This is a genomic window from Flavobacteriaceae bacterium HL-DH10, from assembly GCA_031826515.1.
Lineage (GTDB): Bacteria > Bacteroidota > Bacteroidia > Flavobacteriales > Flavobacteriaceae > Thalassobellus > Thalassobellus suaedae.
Window position 1 is genome coordinate 360994 of the sequence record CP134536.1, and the last position, 18441, is coordinate 379434.

Below are 18441 nucleotides of genomic sequence, written 5' to 3' on the forward strand. Positions count from 1 at the left end.
TATTTCAGTATTTATATAAAATAATACTCTTTTTTTAAAATAAACCTTAAAATAATAGGGTATAAATAAAAATAACAATGCTTTTTACTAAAAGCCCCCCATAAATTTAAAGTATCTATATAATAATAATATATTTGTCTAATTAACATTTAGTATCTTATTCATAAAATATTTATTATGGCAAAAATTAAATTAGAATACCTTTGGTTGGATGGTTATTTCCCAACTCAAAACTTGAGAAGCAAAACCAAAGTAGAAGAGCATGAAGACTTCAAAGGCACTTTAGAAGAAATAGGAAATTGGTCTTTTGACGGATCTTCAACTAGACAAGCTGAAGGTGGATCTTCAGATTGTTTATTAGTTCCTGTGGCTATTTACCCAGATCCAGATCGTATTAACGGGTATTTAGTAATGACTGAAGTTATGAACGCTGATGGAACTCCACACGTTTCTAACGGTAGAGCTACTATTGATGATGAAGATGATGATTTCTGGTTTGGTTTTGAACAAGAGTATTTTATTATGGATACTAAAACAGAACAACCATTAGGATTCCCTGTTGGCGGATATCCTGCACCTCAAGGTATGTACTACTGTTCTGTTGGTGGAAAAAACACTCACGGTAGAGATTTAGTAGAAGAGCATGCTGATTTATGTATTGAAGCAGGTTTAAACTTTGAAGGGATTAACCAAGAAGTTGCTTGTGGACAATGGGAATTCCAATTATTTGCTAAAGGCGCAAAATTAGCTGGTGATGAATTATGGATTGCTAGGTATTTATTAGACAGATTAACTGAAAAATATGGTTACTATATTGAGTACCATCCAAAACCTCTTGGAAAAGATATGGATTGGAATGGTTCTGGTATGCACGCCAACTTCTCTAACACAACATTAAGAACTTGTGGAGACAAAGAAGTTTACGCTACTATATGTGAAGCTTTCCGTCCAGTTGTAGATGAGCACATCGCTGTTTACGGAGAGTTTAACGACCAACGCTTAACTGGTTTACACGAAACAGCTGCTATTACAGATTTCTCTTGGGGAGTTTCAGATAGAGGAGCTTCAATACGTATTCCATTAATCGCTGTAGAAAAAGGATATAAAGGATGGTTAGAAGATAGACGTCCTGCTTCAAATGCAGATCCATACAAAATTGCTGCGGTAATTGTTAAAACTGTTAAATCTGCTAAGATTTAATAATTTTAGATTAACAGATTTGTTCATAATAAAAAAGGGTTTACATTTTTGTAGACCCTTTTTTATTTGCTCAAATTTCACTTTAGTTATATTTTGTTTTTTTGGGCGGGTTTTTAAGAAATATAAAAAACGCGCTATCCGCTACTAGTTTTGTAAAACCTTAAATGGAAGTTTTACAAAAGCTAACCACTACTATCGCTCCCGCAAGTATCAGCAAACACATAGACCTCATAACGTAAATGTTTGTCATTATCTATACCAGGAAAAAGTCATATAATTAAAAACATAACCACATAACAATCTGCTAATTAGCAATACAATTCAGGTTACCTGCTAAAATAGATTCCATAAAAAAAAGGATTCACGTTACGCAAACCCTTCATTTATATATTTCAATATCTTAGACTAAAACTTACCTTGCGTAAACACCAAAAACATAAACGCCCCATAAGCAAATACTAAAAAGAATCCTTTAACTTTGTTAATCTGTAATTTTTTAGGAATAAAAATCATTGGTAACAAAACAAATGCAAAACCAAGCATCCAAAATATATCACTAGATAATATTTGAGATTCTGTAACAGGTATAGGTTTTATTATAGATGTTAAACCTAAAACAGAACCAATATTAAAAATATTAGAACCTATTAAATTACCCAATGAAATCGCTTTTTCTTGTTTAGCCGCCGCAATAACAGATGCTGCTAATTCTGGTACACTTGTGCCTATCGCGATTAAAGAAACCCCTATTACAGCTTCACTAACACCTATTGAAACCGCAATATCTTTAGCCCCTTTTACCAGCCATTCACTCCCAAAATACAATGCAGCTGCACCTATTAATAACCAAAGACCTATTTTAAAATTAGAAACCACTGCTAAAGAATCGTCAACCTCTTCAACTACTGTATCTTTTCTGGCATTTCGTATTAAGACTATTAAAAATAAAATAAGACCAATAAACAAAACACCACCTTCAATAGCTGAAAGTACATTATCATTTTTAAGGAAAAAATAAAGCGCAATTGAAAACAGCATCATCACTGGCCAATTAAGTTTATAAAATGATTTATCAACAGCAATAGCACCAACCATAGCCGTAATACCCAAAACTAACCCTATGTTAGCTATGTTAGAGCCTACAACATTATTGATTGCAATAGCTGGCGAACCTGATAAAGCGGCTTGCAAACTTACTAATAGTTCTGGTGCAGAGGTAGCAAAAGACACTACCGTCATACCAATAACCATTTTTGAGATATTAAACTTAAATGATAATGCAACAGACGAACGCACTAAATACTCTCCTCCTACTACTAATAAAATAAAACCTAGAACAACCCAAACAATACTCATAAAAATATTTTTTGCGAAGATAAATGAAAGTGAAAAGTGAAAAGCGAAAAGCAAAAAGTTTTTTTCATAACTTAAAATATAGTTAAATAACTATTATTTTAGTTGTATAACTGCAAAAATAGTTATACGTTTACTTAAGAAAGATTAATCATAAAGACTCCCTCTCACTCGGAAATGAAAAAATAATATTCAATGGAAAAACTAACAAACAAAGAAGAAGAGATTATGCACATTTTATGGAAGCTTGAAAAAGCTTTTGTAAAAGATGTTCTAGCAGAAATAAAAGAAGACAAACCACATTACAACACCTTATCTACCATTATAAGAAATTTAGAAGAGAAAGGGTATGTTAGTTATAACGCTTACGGGAAAACCCACCAGTACTTCCCTATTGTAACTAAAGAAGAGTACAGAAAAGGCTTTATGAATGTCGCCATTAACAACTATTTTAATAATTCTTATAAAAACATGGTATCGTTTTTTGCCAAGGAAGAAAAAATTAGCGTTGAAGACCTTAAGGACATTATTGCTTTAATTGAAAAAAATAAATAGTTATGGAATATCTTTTAAAAGCTAGTGCCGTTATTGCTATTTTTTATCTGTGCTACAAACTGTTTCTACAACGTGATACATTTTTCCAATTTAATAGAGTGTTTCTATTAATAGGATTAATTACTGCATTTACTATTCCCTTTGTCGTTATTCCTATTTATATAGAATACACACCAATAGACCTATCTAATTTAACTATTGATACTTCTACAATAACAGAAAACGTTGAAGAACCTTTTAATTTTATAGACCTCATTCCTTTTATATATCTATTTGGTGTTATTGTATTTTCTATTCGTTTTATAATGCAATTAGTATCCTTGTCTCGTGTTATTATAAAAAATAAACGTGATAAGCAGAATCATTTTACAATTATAACAACTACTAATAACATTTTGCCTTTCTCTTACTTTAAATGGATTGTTTTTAACCCTACTCTATTTAACAAAGAAGAATTAAAGCAAATTTTAGCACATGAAATTGTACATGTTAAACAATATCATTCTATAGATAATATAGTAACACAACTCGCTTGTATTGTACTTTGGTTTAATCCTTTTATATGGCTCTACAATAAAGATTTAAAACAAAACTTAGAATTTATAGCCGATCAAAAAGTTCAACAAAAAACCGACTGTAAAAAAAGCTACCAATACACCTTACTAAAAACAAGTATGCCAACTCATCAATTGGCTTTAACCAATAATTTTTATAATTCATTAATCAAAAAACGAATCGTTATGTTACACAAACCAAAATCAAAGAAAATAAATCAATTAAAATATGCACTAGTTATTCCTCTGTTAGCAGTGTTTTTAATGAGTTTTAATACCGAGGAAGTTTATGTTAAAAAAGAAATAGCTCAAAAAAATCAAGAAGAAAAAATAGCAAACACATACATTATTAAAAAAAACACAACGGACACTGAATTGAAACAAATTAAATCAGCCATAATTAATAATGGTGGAGAATTTACATATACACATAAAAGAAATTCTAAAAGAGAAATTATCGATTTAAAATTTGAAATAAAAAATAAAGGAACAGGTAACTATACTAGCATGCCACTTTTCGAACTAGTTTATTTTGGAACATTTCATAATGGAGGAATTTTTATCTCTGGTGACAAAAAAGGAGTAAAAAAAATGATAGAAGAAAAAAGAAAGGAAGAAACAAAGAAAACATCTCCGTGGAAAGTATCTGAAGAACGCAATAATACTGTTTTTCTTTCAGCAGACACATTATACGTTAATGACAAACCAAATACATTAGAAAAATTAGCTAATGATTTTAAAAAAGACCCTATATTCATTCTTAACGGAAAAGAAATTACTAAAAAAGAATTTGTAAAAATTAATGAATTGAATATAAACTCTATTACTGTATTGAAAAATGAATCAGCCACTAAAGTTTACGGTGAAAAAGGTAAAAATGGAGTAATTATGATTGATATGAAAAGTGAGAACTCAAAACTCGCAACTTTAAAACTTAAAAGCAATGCCTTGTATATTATTGATGGAAAAGAAAGTTCTGCTAAAGATTTAGAAAATATTCATCCTGACGATATTGAATCTATTGATGTCTTTAAAGATGAAAAAGCTACAGAAAAATACGGTGACAAAGGAAAAAATGGGGTTGTAGAAATCACTACTAAAAGTGATAAATGGAAAACGAAATTTATAGAAGGGAAACCATTTAATAAAGTAACAGTAACTGGATATGGCAAACCATCTGATTCTATCAACGGTAATCACAACATAAGAGTAAGAGCTACATCTTCAACAAAGGACAAAGCACCTTTAATTATTGTTGATGGTAAAATAACTCCTAACAAAAAACTAGAAGAAATTGACGAAAGCAATATAGAATATATTAACGTATTAAAAGACAAAAAAGCTACAGAAAAATATGGTAGAAAAGGAAAAAACGGGGTTATAGAAATTACTACTAAAAAGTAAATTCAACACCACATAAAATATAATTTTAAGACACTCATTCCTGAGTGTCTTTTTTTATGAACTCATTTTAAAAAAGATAAAAACACAAAAAACAGTACTTTTTTAAACAAAAGCCCCCTTGGTTTTCGAAATCACCCCTAAAAAACCCCTTGAATTATTTAAATATGAAACAACAAACACAACAAACAGTTTCAAATAAAAACATTTACAAAGCGAGTCACTCAAATACCGAAACCAATTTGATTTTTTTACTTACACTTTCGTATTCAAATGCATCGATTTCATTAAAAATGCTTGGAAGGAAGATTCCTAATTATATATATTGAAAATACAATCAATTAACGGAGTCTAATATTAACCTTTTAAACCAAAAATTATGATAACACTTGCCAAACTTGTAGTCGGTATAATAATCCTTATTTTATCGATTATTTAATCCCTATACAAATGGTAGAACTTAGTCTAGAATAAGTTTTACTATTTTTGTTTTCTAACAAGGATTATAAACACATGAAAAAACAAGTTTTCAAGTATTTAGCAAAAGTTAACAAAATACTACTACCTAGTTACTCTAAAAAAAAATTAGACATAACAAAAGCGACCAAACTACAAATGGCTATTATTGGCTGGAGGTGGTTTGTTACTAAAAATGCTTTAGATTAATTTTTTGTAAAGCAACTAATTTTTCACTTTAAATACTTTTTCTAGTATCGTATCCATCAAACACCATTTTGTAATGGACGACTGTAATAAGTTGGCTCCAACAAATGCTGTAAACCAAAGCCAATTTATGTTTACATAAATTGCTAATAGTAGACTTATTAAAATAAATGTTCCCGCAATACCTCTTACAATTCTATTTTTCATCTGTTTTTTATTATTCAATTATTTTATATATATTTTTCTATAGGTAGCACAATGGCTCTTACTGGATTGTTGGTTTCTAAATTTTCATTAAAAACTTTAATTAAATCAAATAAAGAATCAATATTTTCTTCATCTGTAAAAGAGAAAAACAAACTTGATTCGGTACCTCCTTTTAAAGATGAAAACCAATTAGATGTCATTAATACGGATGATACACTATTATAACCATCAATATCTGAACTACTAAAACTTTCAATATTTGCTTTTTTAAAAAGCTTCAAAACATCTTTCTGAAACTCTTGTACCGCTGTAACCATTACTAATTTCATGTGTCTTTATTATTTATTTTTATTGGTCACATGTAGCTTCCATAATAGTAATTCTCTTGGGTATCGAACTCTCGTTATGGAAGTTTCATGTGTCTTTATTATTTTTTTTATTGGTCACATGTAGCTTTCATAATAGTAATTCTCTTGGGTATCGAACTCTCGTTATGGAAGTTTCATGTGTTTATAATTATTATTTATAATTCTTCTTCTCAATCATATAATACACCAATGGTACCACCAATAAAGTTAACACCGTAGAAACGATTGTACCTCCCATTAACGAAATGGCTAAACCTTGAAAAATAGGATCAAATAAAATAACAAAAGCTCCAATAACAACGGTTCCTGCGGTTAGCAAAATAGGCGTTGTACGCACTGCACCTGCTTCAATAGCAGCTTGTTTTAATGGAATACCATCTGCCAAACGCAGATTAATAAAATCGATTAACAATACCGAATTACGTACCATAATACCTGCTAATGCAATCATTCCGATAAATGAAGTTGCTGTAAAAAAAGCACCCATAAGCCAATGACCTAAAATAATTCCAATTAATGATAATGGTATAGCAACCATCATAACCACAGGTGCTTTAAAATTTTGAAACCAGCCTACAATTAAAATATAAATTAAGATAATAGCGCCTAAAAAGGCGATTCCTAAATCTCTAAACACTTCTAAAGTAATTTGCCATTCGCCATCCCATTTTACGGTATAATCATCTTCGTAGTCTGGCTGACCTAAATATATTTCATTTAATTTATAGCCTTCTGGAAGGTTTATTTCTTTCAATTTTTCTTCCATTCCTAAAATAGCGTAAGCAGGACTTTCTAGTTCTCCAGCCATATCTGCCATGACATAAACCACACGTTTTTGGTTCTTTCTATAAATACTTTTTGCACTAACCACTTGTTTAATATCAACTAAATCGGCAATAGGCATCATGTTACCTTGCTTCGATTTCACTTTTAATTGCGAAATATCATTTATAGTAGATTTCTCTTTCTCATCTAAAGCCAATATTAACCCCACTTGATTTGAAGCATCTTCATCATACAAATTCGTAATGGTTCTGTTAGACATTGCCATATTCATAGTATATGCAATCTGTTGTGGCGCTACACCATAAAGCATCGCTTTTTCTTTATTAATATCAAACTGATACTCAATTTGATCATCTTCAACCATCCAATCAATATCTACAACATCATCTGTGTTTTTTAAAATATTTTTAATACTATTAGCTATGTCTATTTGCTTGTTATAATCTGGTCCATAAACCTCAGCTACTATGGTTGACAAAACTGGTGGTCCTGGTGGCACTTCTACCAATTTTACATTCGCATGATATTTTGATGCAATTTTTTGAATTTCTGGACGAAATAATCTCGCAATATCATGACTTTGGGCACTACGTGCTCCTTTATCAATTAAATTTACTTGAATATCTGCCATATTACTACCACCACGTAAATCGTAATGACGCACCAAACCATTAAACGTTATAGGTGCCGATGTACCAATATAATTCTGATAATTCACCACTTCTGGTCGTGTAGATAAATATTGTGCAATTTCCTGAGCAACAACTGCTGTACGTTCTAGAGTTGTGCCTTCTGGCATATCTATGACCACTTGAAATTCATTTTTATTATCAAATGGCAACATTTTTACAGCAACCGATTTAGTAAAAAACAACGCCATAGACCCCATTAACAAGGCAAAAGTTAATCCTAAAAATAACCATCTTTTTGTTTTATTTTCTATTAAAGGGCGTTCAAATTTGTTATATATTTTATAAATATAAGTCTCCTCTAAAGGTTTTTCTGATTTCTCTTTTGCGCCTTTTTTATCTTTTTCTCTTAAGAAAATATAACCTAAATAAGGCGTTATAGTTAAAGCTACAAACAACGACAAAATCATAGCAATAGAAGCTCCAATAGGCATTGGCGCCATATAAGGTCCCATTAAACCCGATACAAAAGCCATAGGCAATACAGAGGCTATTACTGTAAATGTTGCTAAAATAGTTGGATTACCAACTTCATTAATAGCATATAATGCCGCTTGTTTAAATGGCAAACGTTTCATTTTAAAATGCCTATGCATGTTTTCGGCAATAATAATTGAATCATCAACCACAATACCAGTTACAAAAACCAATGCAAAAAGCGTAATTCTGTTAAGCGTATAATCTAGCATATAATAACTCAACAAGGTTAAAGCAAAGGTAATTGGCACCGACAAAAATACAACCAATCCACCACGCCAACCCATTGCTAACATAACCACAAAAGTTACCGCAATAATAGAACCTATAAGGTGTAACAATAATTCGGATACTTTATGTGATGCCGTTTCACCATAATTTCTGGTGATTTCTACATGCACATCGTCAGGAATTAGATTTTTACGTAAATGGGCTACCTTATCAATAATTACATCTGATATTTTCATAGCATCAGCACCTTTTCTTTTGGCAACAGATATAGTAACTGCAGGATATTCAGATTGATATTCTCCACCTTTACTACTCGCTTGCCCAAAGCCTAAACTCACATAATTTTGTGGTATTTCTGGTCCATCAATAATTGTGGCAATTTGTTTTAAATATATAGGTTGATTTTGTTGTACGCCAACCACTAAATTTTCAATATCTGTAACAGATTCTAAAAACTTCCCTGTATTTACTAAAAACTCTGTGTCATTTTTATCAAAACTTCCCGAATTTAATTGCGCATTATTAGCATTTATCATTTCAGAAACCATCAAAAAATCTAATCCGCTAGCAGCTAATTTATCTTTATCTAAAACCACACGTAATTGTCGGTTTCTACCACCTATTTTATGTGTAATGGCGACATCATTTACCTTCTTAATCTCATTTTCTAGCTCCTGCGCCATTTGCCCTAATTGGAAATCGTCGTAATTCTCACTCCATAAGGTCAACCCCAACATAGGCACATCATCAATAGCACGTGTTTTTACCAACGGAAATGTTACGCCCTTTGGCATTTCATCCATATGCTTATTAATTTCGTTGTATAATTTCACAAACGAACGCTCAATATCTTCACCAACATAAAACTGAACAATAACCATTCCTTGCTCCTTCATAGATGTTGAATACACATACTCAACTCCTTTTATGTTTGAAATTAATTGTTCTAAGGGTTTAATAACACGCGATTCTACTTCAGTAGGGCTTGCTCCTGGATAGCCTACAAAAATATCGGCAATAGGCACATCAATTTGTGGTTCTTCTTCTCGCGGAATTAAAAACGAACTATATACCCCAATAACCATAAAAACGATCATTAAAAGCACTGTAAGTTTAGAACTTATAAAGACCTTGGCAATTTTTCCAGCTAAACCTTCTTTCATTTATATAAATATTTTAGGGCGTTTTAACAGGCTATCCGCTACAATCTTTTTTTGCCATATATGGCAGCAAAAAAAGGATTTCCACTTCTATCCTTAACGCGGTAATTCTTTACTATTATTTTACTTTATTAATACCTACAAGGTTTTTAAAATCTTGTAAGACACCGATAACTGCAACTGCTTACTGAGTACTTATTTTCACCCCATTAAATAGTTTTCCTTCAGAAGAAACTATATAAGTTTCACCAGAACTTAAACCAGATAACACTTCTACCTGCTCTCCAACCATTCTGCCTAAACGTAACCAACGTAATAATGCTGTATTACTCTGACTTACTGTATAAACACCAGACAACTGTCCTTTTGTTATAATAGCATCTGCAGGTATTAAAACCATTCCAGAAGTCGTTTTTCTTTCCACAGGAAACTGTACACTAGCAAACATCCCCGATAAAATATGAACATCGGTTTTTTCTAAATCTATTTTCACCAAATATTGTCCGCCAGTATGTTTTGCAGAAGTACTGACTTCGCTTACGGTTCCTTTTAAAGTTTCACTAATAGATTTCACCAATACATCAACAGTAGTTCCTTTTTTAATTTCTGAAATTTCAGTTTCTGGCACCATAGCCATCACTTCAAAATCTCCTGGAGATTCTACACTTATTAATGGCATGCCTGGGTTAGCCATATCGCCAGCTTCTATATTTTTACTTGTAACAACACCACTAAACGGTGCTTTAATGTTACTATATGCAAACTGTGCATTAACTTCGTTTTTCATTTGGTTGGCTGCTTCTAAACGTGCTTTTGCCATTTCATAATTAACCGTTATATCATCTAGCTCTTTTTGAGAGGCGCTGTTATCTGCAAACAAATTTTTAAAACGATTATAATCTTTTTCTGCATTATTAAAAGCAGCTTTAGCTTCTATAATACCTGCAGTTACTTGTGCTTGTTTGGCTTGTAAATCGGCACTATTAATAGAAATCAACAATTGTCCTTCACGTACTTTGTCTCCAACATTTACATGTACTTTATTAACAGCTCCCATCATTCTGGTGCTTAAATCGGCACTGTTTTTTGCTTGAATTTTTCCACTTACAGACAAAAACGGACTACTACCATTAGATTCAACCTGATTAATGGTCACTTTTATTGCAGACGAATTAGCTGCAACTGCTTTTTTATCATCGCTACCACAACTGGTAATAAATAAAGATGCTGTAGCTAGAGTCAATAGATATATGTATTTTTTCATTTTTATTAATTTAATATTTTAAGTTATTGTTGCACTTCGACTGCGCTCAGTGTGACATTATAATATCAGTTTTTGACCGATTACAGTAAACTCTTTTTATTCTTTAGTTAAAAATTGCAAATACGCTTGCGCATAATTGTATTCAAAAATAGTTTGATAATATTCTAATTGTTTTTGAGCGTATTGTGTTTCAACCAATAATAAATCAGATGTTTTTTCTAAACCCTCTTTAAATCTATTCGTTCTTATTCTTAAAGCTTCTTCCGATTGTTGTAAAGCCAAAGTTGTTAAATGCAACTTATTTTCAGCATCAATTAGCATGCGCTTTGCTTTATTAAGTTCTAAATTACTTTTCGAAACATATTGCTTGTATTCTAACTTTGATTTTTCAAATTCGGCTTTACTTTTTTGAGCTTTACCGAAACGTTTAGAACCTTGAAAAATATTCCAGCTTAATTGGGCCCCGAATAAATAACCATTAGCGTCACCTTTAAAAACCTGATCGCTAAATAATTGATAATTTCCAAAAGCATTTAATGTTGGTAAAAAAGCCATTTTATCAGACTTATTCATCGCTTCATAAGCCTTTGAAGCTAATTGCATGGCTTTTATATCTGAACGATTTTCTGAAACCATTTTATCTTCTAGCTTAAAACCTGAAACTGATAAACTGTCTATTGGTTTATAAATAACATAGCTTTCATCATTCATTAAAAAAGACAAATAATTTGACGCATTTTTTACATTGCTTTTCGCTGTTTGTAATTGGTTTTGAACTTCAGTTACTCGTACCTCAACATTCAACACATCGGCACGTTGTAAATACCCCTGCTTAAAACTATTATCTGCTAATTTTTTATTTGCATTTGCAGCCTCTAATGCTTTCTCTAAAACATCGACTGCTTTATATGCTAATTGCAATTGCATGTAAGCCTTATCAACCTCAAACACTAAATAATCTGTTGTTCTTTGGGTTTTTAAAGACAAGGCATCCATTTTAGATTTAGCTGCTTTACGTTGATAAAAGCCATCCAGATTAATTAAGGGTTGCTGTATTTCTATTTTTGTAGCGTAATTTTCAATTTGTGAAGGATTATTAAGCAAGGCAGGATTAAAATCGTTTTGCGTTAAAATCTCTTGATTTAATTTAGAACCAAAAGCCATTAACGGGTTTGTTGTTGCTATTCCTGTATGACTAGCTGTTATATTGGGTAAAAATACAGCATTGGTTTGCCTATAATCTGCTCGCGCTTTTTTAAACTCTTGTTCTGAAATTTTAATAGTAGTATTATTATCTGAAACTTTAGATAAGACTTCGGCTTTAGCAATTGATACCAAATTTTGGGCTTCAATTGAAAAAGAGCCTAACAAGAATATGGTAGCAAATAGGTTAATTATCTTTTTCATTAATTTTTATTTATGATGCAAAAATATGTTAGCAATAAGTAAACGGCAGTAACAAAGGTTACAAATAATAATATTAATAGCTTTCACTTTTAAAATGAGGTTTTCATTAAACTCTAGTTATAAAAAAAGGCGTTTATAATTAATTATAAACGCCTTTTACTAACACCAACCAAAAAACTGACAAATCAATACATCAGTTAACTTTTCGAGTTCCTCCATGATAACTTTATACTCTTTATATAATTTTATGTGTAGATGAGATGCTACAACATAACCAAAGATATTAGCTTCTAAAATGACAATTTTAGACATTTTTCATGATTTGATTTTGTGAAATTAGTTTAAAAATTAAAGTTCCAAAATGATATTTATCACTTTGGCTATCTGTGAAATACCAAAATCATAATTATATTACATTAAGATTTAATAAAAAACATCTACTATTATAATGCTTTTATTTAAGGCAAATATTATCTGATGTCTGTTCGAGTGATTTTCGATACTAATGTCACTCATTTGCAATCGTGACATTCGCTCGAATTGATAAATTTTAATCAAAATTCAGAACGAGTTATATCAAACAACATCTATTTTTCCATATAATTTTGCCACTGGATTAAAATGTACTTATCCATATTATTTTCGGTTCTTTTTAAAAACCCATATTCATAGACAAACAAATAAACATCTCCTTTGGTGTTTTTCCAGTAATGAGTAAAATAGTTAGGGTTAAATCCTTCTGAATTAAGTTGGTTTGTTCTAATTGTAGCTTTACCAGCTTTATTGAAATTTTTCAATAATCTTCGGTTTAATTTCAACTGATTGTCTACCTTATTATAAAATCGTTCAGGCTGTTGCTATGCCTTTTGGTATTGATAGGTACTTTTACATTGAGGGTCACAAAATTTCTTATCAATTCTACCCTCTAATTCTTTACTACAATACTGACATTCTTTATAAATTCTCATAATTCTCAAATTAGTCGTATTCTATACGCATCCTATTCGTATAAGATACGGATAATTCATTTATATCTAGTATTTTGCCTTAAAAATTTATGCAATTAAATAAGAGCATCACCATAAAACACTTACTTATTGACAATAAAAAATGTATTGGATTACATTTTTATGCCAACAAAATATTAAATGCACTCATAAAAGAACTTAAAGGTGTCGCTTGGAATGAAGAATTCAATATGTATTATATACCAAATAACAAGCAAAATTTAGATAACATATATAATCTTTTTAGAGGTGTTGCTTGGATAAATTCTAAATACTTTTTTCAGCATTCAAGATCTAAAGAACTATCAGAAACATTTGATATTTCTTGGTATAGAAAAAGATTAAAACATAGTAACTTTAAACTCTGTCCAGAATCTTATCTTCAAAAACTTGAATTAAAAAAATATGCGAATAGTACTGTAAAATCTTATGTTTCCTGTTTTGAGGATTTTATTAATTATTATCATGACAAAATAATAGATAACCTAAATGAAAATGATATACGTTATTATCTTCAATGGCTTGTACAAAATAATCGTTCGAACGCCTACATTAATCAGGCTGTAAATAGCATTAAATTTTACTATGAAATAGTACTTAGAATGCCTAATAGGTTTTATAATATAGAACGTCCTAGAAAAGAGAAAAAATTGCCTATAGTTTTATCGAAAGAAAATGTAAAAAAAATTATCGAGCACACTAATAACATAAAGCATCGATGCATTGTAAGTCTATTATATTCAGCTGGTTTAAGGCGAAGTGAACTTCTAAACTTAAAATTAACCGATATTGATAGCTCCAGAATGCTAATCCATATAAAGGATGGAAAAGGGAATAAGGATCGTTATACATTATTGTCTAAAAACACATTAAACGATTTAAGAAGAACTGAGTTAAAAAACAAGCAATATTAGGCTAATTTAGAAACAAAGTTTTCATCATAAGGTCTTCCAGATTTTGCAATAGCAAATGCCTGCTTTAATAACTTATTTGCTACAGCAATTAATGCTAATTTTTTGCTTTTTCCTTTATTAACTAATCTTTCATAAATTTCTCTACAAGCCTTGTTATGCTTACAGGCTGAAAAAGCGCATAGAAACAGTAGATTTCTCAGCTTCTTGTTACCAACCTTGCTTATTCTACTTCGACCTCTTACGCTACTACCGGATAATCTTATAGTTGGAGTAATCCCATCATAACTGCATAGCTGCGATGCTGTCTCAAACTTCTTAAAGCCATCAGTTACTACTATTAAAAACAAGGCAGTCTTTACTCCCATACCTGGGATACTGTTTAATAATGTTAATTGATATTGTTGGTCTTGTTTCACTAAAGCTAATAGGCGTTCCTCGATCGCGGCAATCTCCTTTTTTAAATGCTTTACATGACGCTTTAATGAACGATATACAAACTTTGAAGGTATTCCTAAAGTTTCTTCCCCATGAAGTTTATTCTTTGATGCCGTACTCTGTTTTATGTAACTATCTAGTAATCTAAAGAGCTGCAAGCATTCGCTCTGGACTTCATTTAAAGCTGTGTAAAGAGGAACATCATTCATTTGTCCATACTCACAAATAGCTTTAGCATCACTCTTATCTGTCTTTACTTTGGCCAACTTCATCTGGATAAAGCGTTTTACTGACAGCGGATTCACAACAGATACACGAACTCCTGACTTGAATAAAAACTGAGCTAAACGGTAATGATAATAGCCTGTTGCTTCCATGACTACTAATGCGCCTTTTGACACATAATTTAAAAAGCTTTTAAATCCTCTCTCATCATTTTTAAACTGGGTGTGACCTGTTTGGGAACCATAAACATCAAAGACATCTTTACTAATGTCTAATCCATAAATTTCACTATATTTATTCATAAGAACTGTATTTGGAAAGAACGAGCTACTGACGTTTCAACAACTTGAAATCGAGATCTAAGGTCTCACAGAACTGAACGAAATCTTAGTAGTAAAAGAGAGAGGGTTATCAATGTTGTCGAAGTCTAGGCTTCACCGTATATACTAATCTTATTTCTCTCTTTTGTTCATTCTATTAGTTATCTAATTTAATGAATAACAAACTTAAGCCGTGTATAATTAATGGCTAGTTCTCGCTTACTTACGAAAATCCTCGCGGATTTTCTATTCCGTTTATATTTGCTAAATTAGATGCTTAAACACGCCACTAATCATACACATCAACGTTGGCATTAATTATGACCCGTCCTGAATAAAGGCTACATAATTTTAAACATTATACACAAAAACAACAGAAGTAATATGACGAAAAAAAAGATTTTAATTCTATTACTACTAGTTTCAGTAATGTCAGCTTGTATTAGGAAAGAAAATGATAAAAGGACTGAGTTTTTCCCAAAAGCTGAACTTAAAGCAGTAAAAGTTCCAAATCCTGAGAATTTATGGGTTTTTATACTTGCAGGCCAATCAAATATGGCTGGCCGTGGACTTGTTGAGCCACAAGACACTGTTCCAAACGAAAAAATATATACCATTAATAAGAATGGGGATTTAATCATTGCTAAAGAACCACTTCATTTTTATGAAACATCAATAAAAATGACTGGCTTAGATTGTGGACTTTCATTTGGAAAATCTTTAATAAAGCAAATCCCCGACAGTATTTCAGTTTTATTAATTCCAACTGCAGTTGGTGGAAGTTCAATTTCCCAATGGTTAGGTGATTCAATTCATAGAGATGTCAAACTCTTAACAAATTTCAAAGAAAAAGCTAAAATTGGAATGAATTACGGACAAATAAAAGGAATCCTTTGGCATCAAGGAGAAAGTGATGCCAAACCAGAGAATATATCATACTATAATAACAGACTCTCTAAATTAATTAATGAATTCAGAAAAATTATTAGAAATGAAAAATTACCTGTTCTAATAGGAGAACTAGGCAGTTATTCAAATAATAATGATTTATGGTTAAATATTAATGAACAAATTAAAGCGTACGCTCTAACTGATTCTAACGCAACGAATATTTATACATATGACTTAAAAGAAAGAGGTGATAAAGTACACTTTGATTCAGAAGGACAAAGAATTATGGGGCAAAGATTTGCTAATGAATTTATTAAAATACTAAAATAGCCAGTCCATAATACTTAGAAAGAAATATAGTTCCAGAACAACAAACTCACTGCATCGTTTTTATAAGTACAAAAACATTATAAAAGATGTAGAGGTTTCTAAATCTAATCAGGTTTGGGTGTCTGACATTACTTATATAAGAACCGTAAAAGGATTTTGTTACCTAGCTTTGATAACAGATATGTATTCAAGGAAAATTGTGGGGTATGACCTTAGTGATAGTCTGGAACTAAACGGATGCGTGAGAGCTCTTAACAAGGCTATATATCAAGCTAAAAGCTTCAAAGGACTCATACACCATTCTGACAGAGGTATCCAATATTGTAGCAATGTATATACACAAATCCTGAAAAGAAATAAGATAGATATCAGTATGACTGAAGAAAACCAATATTATGAAAATACCCTAGCAGAAAGGGTTAACGGGATTCTTAAAGATGAATTTTATCTCGACCAAACCTTTACAAATATAGATCACGCGAAAAGAGCCACAAAAAATGCGATTAATTTATACAACGAAATAAGATTACACTTATCTTTAGATTTTAAAACACCGAATATGGTATATAAATTATCAGCCTAAATTCAATTTTAACCTGTAGCCATATTTCAGGACAAGACATTTTAAATAATAAGCAACGCCTTTAATATGAATATCGATGAAAAAAAATTATTTAACTATTTTACTGTTCGTTTTTACACTGAGAGTTGGTTACGCACAGGTAATCAAGACGAAACTTATAGACCAAGGTGGCAGTGGCAATTATCCGTCCATTGCCGTGACAGAACAGTCACTTCCTGATTTTGTGGTCTATAGACCTAAAAATATACAGAAGGCGGCTAAGCAACAAGGCAAATTGCCCATACTCGTATGGGCGAATGGCGGATGTATGAATTCGTCGATCCATCAAGAGCGCTTATTATCAGAGATAGCCTCTCATGGCTACATCATAGTTGCTATTGGAACTTTGCAAATGACTGTGGAAGAGCGGGTACACGAGTCCACTCCTGATGATGAACTGCTGAAAGCGCTGGACTGGATAGCGAAACAGGCCAGAACCCAAGGCAGTGACTATTACGACAAGGTAGATCTGGACAAAATAGCAGCAGGTGGACATTCGTGTGGCGGGGCACAAACCCTGCGAATTGCTTACGATCCACGGATTAAAACCTATTTGATTTTGAATGCTGGTATGGGTAACATGACCATGGCTGGTGCGAGTTCAGAATCATTGCCTATGTTACACGCCCCAATTATCTATATGATAGGAGGTAAGACTGACATTGCTTACGAAAACGCCGTTTTAGATTACGATCGAATCAGTCATGTGCCCGTCGTATTTGCTGACCATACTACCGCTGGTCACGGGGCAACTTTCTCGGAAGAGTATGGAGGCTCTTTTGCTCAAATGACGATCGATTGGCTGGATTGGCAGTTTAAAAACAAAGACAATTTTCATGTTTTCTTAAATAATAATTTGTCGGATTATCCAGGGTGGACCATGAAAGCAAAGGGTTTTGAGACTGAAACTGGAAATATGACCTCTTTGGAGTTTACTCCGCCTGCATTAGAATTTGTTTGCGAATTGCAAGTGACCATTGACGAGCCTATGTCATTAGGAGCTACACCTCATGGAGACAAGATCATCATTCCGATTACCGGAGGTATCTTTAGTGGTCCTAAGATGAAAGGCGTGGTATTAAACGGAGGTGCTGATTATCAATATCGAAACCAAGACCTTAATCGCACGGAATTGAATGCCATTTACAACATCAAGACAGATGACGGAGTATTGATTCATGTACGTAACACGGGATTGATACATGAACCCTCAGAGGAAAGTTCTGAAGCGTTCTATTTCAGAGCCGCTCCAAAATTTGAAGCCCCCATAGATTCAAAATATGCCTGGCTCAATAATGCTATCTATGTTTGTAAACCGGAAGGCAAAGACGGGTACATATCCATACAAGTGTGGAAAGTGCAGTAAATGGGCAGAACAGTCA

16 protein-coding genes are annotated in these 18441 nt (G+C 31.9%); 8 read left to right on the top strand and 8 right to left on the bottom strand.

Annotated elements, in window-relative coordinates:
- The first annotated feature begins 177 nt into the window (after nucleotides 1-177).
- Nucleotides 178-1200: a glutamine synthetase beta-grasp domain-containing protein gene (locus tag RHP49_01495; protein WNH12940.1), complete on the top strand. Its 1023-nt coding sequence runs from the start codon at nucleotides 178-180 to the stop codon at nucleotides 1198-1200.
- A gap of 405 nt (nucleotides 1201-1605) precedes the next feature.
- Here RHP49_01495 and RHP49_01500 read toward each other — a convergent pair whose 3' ends face one another.
- Complete coding sequence (locus tag RHP49_01500) at nucleotides 1606-2556, bottom strand: calcium/sodium antiporter (protein ID WNH12941.1); 951 nt, start codon at nucleotides 2554-2556, stop codon at nucleotides 1606-1608.
- 192 nt (nucleotides 2557-2748) lie between these two features.
- Here RHP49_01500 and RHP49_01505 point away from each other — a divergent pair, with 192 nt between their 5' ends.
- From RHP49_01505 to RHP49_01515, 3 genes are all read left to right on the top strand, one after another.
- The gene (locus RHP49_01505) at nucleotides 2749-3108 is read left to right on the top strand and encodes a BlaI/MecI/CopY family transcriptional regulator (protein WNH12942.1); all 360 of its coding nucleotides are present in this window, start codon (nucleotides 2749-2751) and stop codon (nucleotides 3106-3108) included.
- A 2-nt stretch (nucleotides 3109-3110) separates the two neighbouring features.
- Nucleotides 3111-5066, top strand: a complete 1956-nt coding sequence (locus RHP49_01510; GenBank protein WNH12943.1) for a M56 family metallopeptidase — start codon at nucleotides 3111-3113, stop codon at nucleotides 5064-5066.
- 510 nt (nucleotides 5067-5576) lie between these two features.
- Nucleotides 5577-5729, top strand: coding sequence for an SsrA-binding protein (locus tag RHP49_01515; protein ID WNH12944.1), 153 nt, complete (start codon nucleotides 5577-5579; stop codon nucleotides 5727-5729).
- Nucleotides 5730-5744: 15 nt separating this feature from the next.
- Here RHP49_01515 and RHP49_01520 read toward each other — a convergent pair whose 3' ends face one another.
- The 6 genes from RHP49_01520 to RHP49_01545 form a co-directional block, all read right to left on the bottom strand.
- Nucleotides 5745-5933, bottom strand: a complete 189-nt coding sequence (locus RHP49_01520) for a DUF2892 domain-containing protein (protein ID WNH12945.1) — start codon at nucleotides 5931-5933, stop codon at nucleotides 5745-5747.
- Nucleotides 5934-5956: 23 nt separating this feature from the next.
- Nucleotides 5957-6262, bottom strand: a complete 306-nt coding sequence (locus RHP49_01525; protein WNH12946.1) for a hypothetical protein — start codon at nucleotides 6260-6262, stop codon at nucleotides 5957-5959.
- 190 nt (nucleotides 6263-6452) lie between these two features.
- Entirely contained in the window at nucleotides 6453-9647 is a 3195-nt protein-coding gene (locus RHP49_01530) for an efflux RND transporter permease subunit (GenBank protein ID WNH12947.1), read from the bottom strand.
- Nucleotides 9648-9828: 181 nt separating this feature from the next.
- On the bottom strand, nucleotides 9829-10908 hold the full coding sequence (locus tag RHP49_01535) for an efflux RND transporter periplasmic adaptor subunit (GenBank protein ID WNH12948.1): 1080 nt from the start codon (nucleotides 10906-10908) through the stop codon (nucleotides 9829-9831).
- 96 nt (nucleotides 10909-11004) lie between these two features.
- Nucleotides 11005-12315, bottom strand: coding sequence for a TolC family protein (locus RHP49_01540; GenBank protein ID WNH12949.1), 1311 nt, complete (start codon nucleotides 12313-12315; stop codon nucleotides 11005-11007).
- 587 nt (nucleotides 12316-12902) lie between these two features.
- A complete protein-coding gene (locus RHP49_01545) occupies nucleotides 12903-13112 on the bottom strand; it encodes a hypothetical protein (GenBank protein WNH12950.1) in 210 nt (69 codons plus the stop codon).
- 260 nt (nucleotides 13113-13372) lie between these two features.
- Here RHP49_01545 and RHP49_01550 point away from each other — a divergent pair, with 260 nt between their 5' ends.
- Nucleotides 13373-14236 (top strand): phage integrase N-terminal SAM-like domain-containing protein, encoded by an 864-nt coding sequence (locus RHP49_01550; GenBank protein ID WNH12951.1) that lies wholly within the window; start codon nucleotides 13373-13375, stop codon nucleotides 14234-14236.
- Here the strand turns inward: RHP49_01550 and RHP49_01555 are convergent.
- Entirely contained in the window at nucleotides 14233-15198 is a 966-nt protein-coding gene (locus tag RHP49_01555) for an IS110 family transposase (GenBank protein ID WNH12952.1), read from the bottom strand. The two genes, RHP49_01550 and RHP49_01555, sit on opposite strands and share 4 nt — an antisense overlap.
- Before the next feature lie 402 nt (nucleotides 15199-15600).
- Between RHP49_01555 and RHP49_01560 the strand changes: the two genes are divergently transcribed.
- From RHP49_01560 to RHP49_01570, 3 genes are all read left to right on the top strand, one after another.
- The gene (locus RHP49_01560; GenBank protein ID WNH12953.1) at nucleotides 15601-16437 is read left to right on the top strand and encodes a sialate O-acetylesterase; all 837 of its coding nucleotides are present in this window, start codon (nucleotides 15601-15603) and stop codon (nucleotides 16435-16437) included.
- A gap of 10 nt (nucleotides 16438-16447) precedes the next feature.
- Nucleotides 16448-17020: an IS3 family transposase gene (locus RHP49_01565; GenBank protein WNH14362.1), complete on the top strand. Its 573-nt coding sequence runs from the start codon at nucleotides 16448-16450 to the stop codon at nucleotides 17018-17020.
- A gap of 76 nt (nucleotides 17021-17096) precedes the next feature.
- Nucleotides 17097-18425, top strand: a complete 1329-nt coding sequence (locus tag RHP49_01570) for a DUF3237 family protein (GenBank protein WNH12954.1) — start codon at nucleotides 17097-17099, stop codon at nucleotides 18423-18425.
- The last annotated feature ends 16 nt before the right edge of the window (nucleotides 18426-18441 follow it).